This is a genomic window from Streptococcus sp. 477, from assembly GCF_013277295.1.
Classification (GTDB): Bacteria; Bacillota; Bacilli; order Lactobacillales; family Streptococcaceae; genus Streptococcus; species Streptococcus pseudopneumoniae.
This window is the reverse complement of record NZ_VMMQ01000094.1, coordinates 1-7,509: the sequence shown is the minus strand read 5'-3', so window position 1 is coordinate 7,509 and position 7,509 is coordinate 1. Positions and strand designations below refer to the sequence as shown.

The 7,509-nt window shown below is 41.9% G+C and carries 5 protein-coding genes and 10 tRNA genes; all 15 read right to left on the bottom strand.

The genetic code is table 11. The features are described from left to right. Positions 1–286: 286 nt before the first annotated feature. Positions 287–1,465 (bottom strand): LysM domain-containing protein, encoded by a 1,179-nt coding sequence (locus HT691_RS10460; RefSeq protein WP_023937553.1) that lies wholly within the window; start codon positions 1,463–1,465, stop codon positions 287–289. A gap of 162 nt (positions 1,466–1,627) precedes the next feature. Then, positions 1,628–2,251, bottom strand: coding sequence for an HAD family hydrolase (locus HT691_RS10455; protein ID WP_023934402.1), 624 nt, complete (start codon positions 2,249–2,251; stop codon positions 1,628–1,630). Positions 2,252–2,254: 3 nt separating this feature from the next. Further along, on the bottom strand, positions 2,255–3,535 hold the full coding sequence (locus HT691_RS10450; protein WP_172925365.1) for an MATE family efflux transporter: 1,281 nt from the start codon (positions 3,533–3,535) through the stop codon (positions 2,255–2,257). A gap of 60 nt (positions 3,536–3,595) precedes the next feature. Further along, positions 3,596–5,080 carry a threonine synthase gene (gene thrC / locus HT691_RS10445; protein ID WP_023934400.1) on the bottom strand — a complete coding sequence of 495 codons (1,485 nt, stop codon included), beginning with the start codon at positions 5,078–5,080 and terminating at the stop codon, positions 3,596–3,598. A gap of 76 nt (positions 5,081–5,156) precedes the next feature. Then, positions 5,157–6,434 carry a gamma-glutamylcysteine synthetase gene (locus HT691_RS10440; protein WP_138706284.1) on the bottom strand — a complete coding sequence of 426 codons (1,278 nt, stop codon included), beginning with the start codon at positions 6,432–6,434 and terminating at the stop codon, positions 5,157–5,159. A gap of 107 nt (positions 6,435–6,541) precedes the next feature. Then, a tRNA-Leu gene (locus tag HT691_RS10435) sits at positions 6,542–6,625 on the bottom strand. Between the two features lie 9 nt (positions 6,626–6,634). Next, positions 6,635–6,706 (bottom strand) — tRNA-Gln (locus HT691_RS10430). Between the two features lie 13 nt (positions 6,707–6,719). Continuing rightward, positions 6,720–6,792, bottom strand: a tRNA-His gene (locus HT691_RS10425). 14 nt (positions 6,793–6,806) lie between these two features. After that, a tRNA-Trp gene (locus tag HT691_RS10420) sits at positions 6,807–6,877 on the bottom strand. Between the two features lie 4 nt (positions 6,878–6,881). Continuing rightward, positions 6,882–6,962: transfer RNA gene (locus HT691_RS10415), tRNA-Tyr, on the bottom strand. Between the two features lie 12 nt (positions 6,963–6,974). Next, positions 6,975–7,047 (bottom strand) — tRNA-Phe (locus tag HT691_RS10410). Between the two features lie 3 nt (positions 7,048–7,050). After that, positions 7,051–7,124 (bottom strand) — tRNA-Met (locus HT691_RS10405). 10 nt (positions 7,125–7,134) lie between these two features. Continuing rightward, a tRNA-Ser gene (locus HT691_RS10400) sits at positions 7,135–7,224 on the bottom strand. Between the two features lie 82 nt (positions 7,225–7,306). Then, positions 7,307–7,380 (bottom strand) — tRNA-Ile (locus HT691_RS10395). A gap of 34 nt (positions 7,381–7,414) precedes the next feature. Further along, positions 7,415–7,485: transfer RNA gene (locus HT691_RS10390), tRNA-Gly, on the bottom strand. Between the last annotated feature and the right edge of the window lie 24 nt (positions 7,486–7,509).

The window sequence follows — 7,509 nt, the reverse complement described above, 5'->3', positions numbered from 1 at the left end:
TTTGAAAACAATTGAGTATAAAGTAAAATAGATTGCAAGAATGTTGCTTGAATCATTACAAGACAGAAACTTCCCATCTTCCATTCAAATTGATACTCAATGAAAATCAAAGAGTAAACTAGAAAGCTAGTCGCAGGTTGCTCAAAGCACAGCTTTGAGGTTTCAGATAAAACTGACGTGGTTTGAAGAGATTTTCGAAGAGTATGACAAATAAAAAACGAACAAGACCTACTTCCTATCACGAAAGCTAGATCTCATTCGTCAAAATGATATTACCAAGTCTGGTTTATCCATTCATTGAAACGTGAACATGGTCATAGTGGTTTTCTGTCACACTACCGCGGTCTGGCATTGGATTCCAAGTGTTAGCTGGCCCATATTTGCTATCGAATGGAGCATAGAAACGTTGTTTCCAGATGATGTAACTAATGCCGCGGCTGGCCATATTTTGAATAGCGTATTCCGCAATCTTATCCCCTAGTTCTGAGCTTTCTGGTACAATAAAGTCAATAGCCAAACCTTTTCCGTGATCTCCACTGTCTCCTGGACGGTAACCACTAAAGAATGTGATGCCAAACAAGTTGGCAATTTCTTCTTTAAAGGCAGCCGTTTGTGGTTGAAGGCCTGCATTTTCAGATTTCGCTACTGCAAGTCCAGCATAATCAGGCGCAGCTGGAGCTGTGTAAGTTGTTGAAACTATCTTCGTCTCTTCTGGTTGATAAGTAGAAACTGTTGGTGTAGCTCCATTTGATGATGCTACTTCTTTTGCTTCTGAACTTGTTGCAGTTGTTTCAGGAGCTTTTTCTTCTACTGGTGTTGTAGTTGCTTCTACTGCTGATTCAGCTTGAGTGCTTGCTTGAGTTTCATCTTTCTCAGCTGGAGTCATTGCCTGAGGAGCTGCTTCTGCAACTGCACTACTTGTTTCGGCTGTTTGCTCCTCTGGGACAGAAGTTCCTGTAGATGGTGTCACTTCTTCTGTAGCAGTCACTGTCTCTGTAACTTCTGAATTTGATGAGACTTCTTTTGGCGCTTCTGCAATTGGTTGAGAAAGATCTGCAACTTGAACAGTTTGATCATCTACAGTCACTTGATTGGTTGTCAAATCTGCTGTCGCAGTTGTCACTTCTTCATTAGAGTCTGCTTGGGGTGTTTGGATTTCAACTTCCGTTACTTCTTCTACTTCATTGACAGTCGTTGTCAAAACAGTTTCTGGGAAAATCAAGTCCATATTAGTGATTTTATTCAAATTCGCAAGAACTGTGACATCTACACCCAAGGCTTCTGCAATTGTGCTCAAGGTATCACCATACTGAACGGTATAACTAGTTTTGTTATCCGTTTTAGTCAAATCATTTTTGATTTGCTCAACACTACGTGCAGTCCAAAGAACTTCTTCTGCTTGAGTTGCCAATACTGGGGCAAATGACAAGGCTACTGTTGAGGCTAATAATATTCTTTTCTTCATTCTTTCAAATTCCTTTCAAATGAGTACCTGTCTATCATAACACAAAAAATGCAGAAAAAAAGCCCTCTCGGGCCTATTTAACAGAACTGTCTATTCCTTGTAACAAACTCGGTTACTTGAAACAGTTTGTTAGGTCTCTGTCACAAAACTGACATAATCTTTTTATCGCTCAACCTCAAAAATACGGGAAATATCTACTAACGCTTGAATCCTGTGATTGCCTTCATAAGACGACTCTAAAAAGTTGAGACTTTGAATCCCACTATTCTGGGCAAATTCCACATCCAGAGTCCGATCCCCTATATAATAAGTATTGTCAGAATTCAACTGATACTTGTCTAACAGATAGTTAGCCGCTTCTGGACTTGGCTTCCGCGCAAAGCCACTCTGACTGGTTAAAATCTCCGTAAAATAGGACTCCAAACCCAAATCTCTGAGAATGGTAAAAGCGTTCTTCCCCTTATGAGTATAGACAAACTGCTGAATCCCTGTCTCATTTGCCCAAGCTAGCACCTCACGCGCACCTGGCATCAAAATTACCTGAGCATTCTTTTCAGCCAGACTTTGGGCACGCACTTGATTGAGCACTTCCACATCTAGCTTTCGCTCTTCCGCCACCTGCACAAGCAAATCCTGCACCGAATACTTGAGGATAAACTCTCTTACCTTCTCCTTATCATAAGGAATAGAAAACTGAGCAAAAGTCTCCTCAATCCCTGATAAAATCGCTTCGTAAGAGTCCAATAAAGTCCCGTCTAAATCCCAAATAAAAGCTGTTTTTTGCATTTCCTATCCTTTCAAGCTCATATAACGCTGGTAGCGGTAGCGTAGAAATAACCAACGAAAACCATTATCCAAAAGGGTTCCGGCCCAAATACCAGGTAAGCCCCAACCAAGCACAAGCCCCATCAGATATCCTGTTCCAATGCGGATACACCACATTCCTATACTTGTCGCATAAAAGGGAAGCCGAGCATTGCCCAAACCCTGCCAGACTGCTGTATAGATGACTGTTCCTATCGTCATAGGAGTACCAAGTAGTGAAAAAAGTGTCACTAGAACACTAGCCTCAACAGCTAGAGGATCAGTCGTATAGAGATGAGTTAGTGGTATACCCAAGGCATAGATACTAAAGGTCAAGGGCAACATGAGGACCAGAGAAAGCCAAAAGGTTTGCTTGCTCAAACTAGCTACTCTTTTCCAATTATCCTCTCCAACTGCTCGAGCCACTAGCATGACCGTTGCCGTAGCCACGCCAAAGACAGGCATGTAGTTAAACTGGGTCAAGACTTCTCCGACTGCATTCCCAGCAACTGCCTCCGTTCCAAAAGAAACGACCAAGGCAATGATAACGACATCACCAGCCCGCATCATAAGCCGCTCTCCAGCTGCTGGCAAAGCTAAGGTCAATAGTTCCTTATCTAAACCAAAAGTTGGCTTCGCATAAGGCAGTTTTAATTGTGACCACAAAATCACAAGACCAACCAAGCGAGACAGAATAGTCCCCCAAGCAACACCCGCTATCCCCATATCAAGGATAAAAATAGCTAGACTGGAAAAAAGAATATTCAAGGCATTGGATAAAAGACTAACATAGAGAGGCAGATGTGGATTATGTGTTGCACGAATCAAAGCACCCAGACTCGTCATCAAGCCCAAAAGAACAATCGAACCACCAACTAAAGATAGGTAGAGTCCACCACTCTCAGCTACATCTCTCTCCGTCCCCAAAAGTCCTATCATCTCTTTCCCAGCGAAGATGGACAAAGTTCCTAAAAGGAAACTTAATAGTAAGGTAATCTTCAAGGCTTCAGTCACATGATAGGCTAGCTTAGACTGATCCTTCTGCCCCAAACTTTTTGAAATAACACTGGAAATAGCAGCTCCCAGAGCGATGAAAATCGCCTGGTAAATCGTGATAATATTGCCAGCTACTGATACACCCGAAATAGCTATCAAGCCCAAGTGGGCTACCAAGTAACTGTCCGCCATTCCCATGAGCATCTGCAAAAAGTTTTCACCCATAGCTGGTAAGGCAATATTAAGAATATCTTTATTTTTCTTAAACAATCTCTCCTCCTGATGAAAAGAAACTCAGTTGGTTTCCCAACCGAGTTTACTCCCTCTGTCTTAAAGTCCTAGATAAGCCTCAACCGCTGCTTGCATGTCAGTAGCTGCCACTGTTGTCTTGTGACGAACAGGAGCTGTTTCAAGCCCATCAACTGCTGGCGGCACTGCCACTCCTGAAATATCATGTAATTGAGCCAAGGCTTCAAAGTCGCCAAGCCCTGATTTTCCAGTCACAGCTTCTACTACAACCACTGGGAACTTGTATGGACTAGCTGTTGAAGCAATCACTGTCTTAGTCGCATCCCCAGTAGCCGCTTGGTATTTTTTATAAACTGCTGAGGCAACCGCCGTATGTGGATCCTCGATATAAGAATCTGACTCATAAACACGTTTGATTTCTGCTGCAGTTTCTTCCTCAGTCGCATATTCAGCCGCAAAGAGATCAAGAATCTCTGCATCAAAATCTGTCAACTCATATTGTCCTTGCGTGTTCAAGGCATTCATGAGTTCAGCAGTCTTTTCAGCATCATTACCCAAAAGATGGAAAATCAAGCGCTCCAAGTTTGAAGACACCAAAATATCCATAGATGGACTAGTTGTTACCTTAAACTCACGTTTCTTATTGTAAACACGTGTCTTGAAAAAGTCTGTCAAAACATTGTTGTCATTTGAAGCACAGATCAATTTGCCAACTGGGAGACCAATTTGCTTAGCATAAAAGGCAGCCAAGATATTTCCAAAGTTTCCTGTTGGTACTGTGAAGTTGACCTTATCACCAGCCACAATCTCACCAGTCTTAACCAACTGAGCATAGGCATAAACATAATAAACAATCTGTGGCACCAGACGACCAATGTTCATAGAGTTTGCAGATGAAAATTGCAACTTGTTGGCCGCTAATCTTTCACGAAGAGCCCCATCGTTAAACATATGCTTCACATTTGTTTGGGCATCATCAAAGTTACCATCTATTGCGATAACATGAGTATTACCACCAGTCTGAGTGGTCATTTGCAACTCTTGTACCTTGCTGACACCATCCTTTGGATAAAAGACAATAATCTCAGTACCAGGCACATCCGCAAACCCCGCCATAGCAGCTTTCCCCGTGTCACCAGATGTCGCTGTTAAGATGACAATCTTGTTCACCAAACCATGCTTCTTAGCAGCTGTTGTCATAAAGTATGGCAAAATAGACAAGGCCATATCCTTAAAGGCAATCGTTGAACCATGGAACAGTTCCAAATTGTATTGACCGTCTAATTTCACCAAAGGCGCTATAGCTGGAGTATCAAATTTACTATCGTAGGCATTGTTGATACAGTAGTCCAACTCTTCAGCTGTAAAGTCATCTAAAAATGCTGACAAAACAATCTTAGCAACTTCCTGATAAGAAGCAGCTTTCAATTTGTCAAAGTCCAAATCTACCTTTGGATAAGTAACCGGTGTAAACAAACCGCCGTCCGTCGCCAAACCTTGCAAAATAGCTTGGCTAGCAGTTACTGTATTGTTGGCATCACGCGTTGATTGATAAACTAATGTCATTACTCTCTATCCTTTATCTATAGTCTCTTCCATTATATCATGATTTTTCAGAAAATTCTCCCTTTAGTAAGAGAAATTATAGGCTCAATTCTTCTTTCAAAGGCTGTAGGTAGGTCATTTCTTTCTTATTTCTCATCTTCAGTCCTTCCTCGGCTAGCAGGAGTAAGTCTTTGGAAAATCCAATAATCGCAGTTTCTTCCTGATCTGTAAGCTTTTTCTTAGAAAATTGTCGTCTTAAAAATTTATAATTTCGCCCAAATTCTTTAAAGAAAGGTGCTGTTTCTAAGTAAGCTTCTAACTTATCTAAATTAACTAATAATCCCAAGTGAAAGGCAGCAGAAGCGAAGGTTTTATCTAGAGGCTGAGTACACACACTACGAAACTCAACTGTTCCTCGAGTCGTTAAGTCTTGGTACTGGTAACTACGATGAGTTTCAAAATCCTTCTCTTGAGGGTAAATAAGAATCTCATCCCCATTAAGAGCATATGCTTGGATTTCAGATGTAGCCAAATAGTCCCTAGCCTGAATGGGATAAAAATAATAGGTTTGTCCATCACGTTCCGCAGTAAAAATCGCAGAATGATCGAGATAGTCAAAAAAATCATCTTCATCATCAAAAAGTCTAGTATTAACCCCAACATTCTCTGGATAGATGCCATGCATCGATTCTTCCCAGAAGATGTCCCTTGAAATTTTTGTATCCCAATCCGCACCTGTAAACTCAGAATTGGCAAATACATAAGCCTTAGCCGCTTCAATTTGAGTAAAAGCATTAATCACCCGCAAGTAGTTGGTTTTTGAAATATCCAGCTGAACCTGGCTCCCACAGATAAAAGTACCATATTCAGGGAAATGATGTAAATCTGATTTAATAATATTTCTACTCAAATTCAAATAATCCATCAACATCTGATAGCGTGGATAAGCCACTGGACAGTTCTCATTCTTATCCCAGTTAGGATGAATTCCACAGCCAACAATAGCATGATTTGATTCAGCTAACTTTCTCTGAATTACATCCATATAATTATTAAAACGATTTTCGACATCTTGAATTGTTTCAGCCTTACCAAATGCAAACTCAATCGTTGTATAGGAAACTTCAAATAAAATAGCATCCTGACTTATCGGATCTACTAACTGGATCAGATTGCCAAAATCATCTACCTTTTCGACAGTAAAATCAAAAGAAGAAACTAAATATCGGAATAAGTACTTGATAACTTCAACATCTGTAGCATCCCCTTCCAAGTTTACAACAGGATATTCCAGCTCAATCCCGACAAACAATTCAGGATTTTCTTTAATATTTTTCAAATACCGATGTTTTAATAAATCGATAGAACGAGACATACTTCCCTACACTTTCATAATCTAAATAAAATTTGGATAAGTATTATTATAGCAAAAATAATATAAAAAAGGAACGAAGACTTACAACGTTCCTTATCGCTATACTATACCGGCGGCCGGGGTCGAACCGGCACGTCCTTGCGGACACTGGATTTTGAGTCCAGCGCGTCTGCCAATTCCGCCACGCCGGCAAATAGTAACTGGGGTAGCTGGATTCGAACCAACGCATGAGGGAGTCAAAGTCCCTTGCCTTACCGCTTGGCTATACCCCAATAATATAAAATAGGCGAGTGATGGGGATCGAACCCACGCATGCCAGAGCCACAATCTGGTGTGTTAACCACTTCACCACACCCGCCATAATTTTATTAACACGGGCAGTAGGAATTGAACCCACACTGAAGGTTTTGGAGACCTTAGTTCTACCTTTAAACTATGCCCGTAAAATGGAAGGGGAGGGATTCGAACCCCCGAACCCGAAGGAGCGGATTTACAGTCCGCCGCGTTTAGCCTCTTCGCTACCCTTCCAAAATATATAAATGGCGCGAGACGGAATCGAACCGCCGACACATGGAGCTTCAATCCATTGCTCTACCAACTGAGCTACCGAGCCTTATTGCGGGAGCAGGATTTGAACCTACGACCTTCGGGTTATGAGCCCGACGAGCTACCGAGCTGCTCCATCCCGCGTTAATATAAAAGGAGGATGTGGGATTCGAACCCACGCACGCTTTTACACGCCTGACGGTTTTCAAGACCGTTCCCTTCAGCCGGACTTGGGTAATCCTCCAAAATAGTTTATACAGGAACAAGCCCGTGTCCTCTTAGTGAACAGATAATATTCCAATCCCCTAGTAATGGACTAAACACTATGGGCACGAGTGGACTCGAACCACCGACCTCACGCTTATCAGGCGTGCGCTCTAACCACCTGAGCTACGCGCCCAAGTCAAAAACTTGGTACAAAGAACAAAGTTCAAAGCGGGTGACGAGAATCGAACTCGCGACAACAGCTTGGAAGGCTGTAGTTTTACCACTAAACTACACCCGCTAAAATGGGAGTTAACGGGATCGA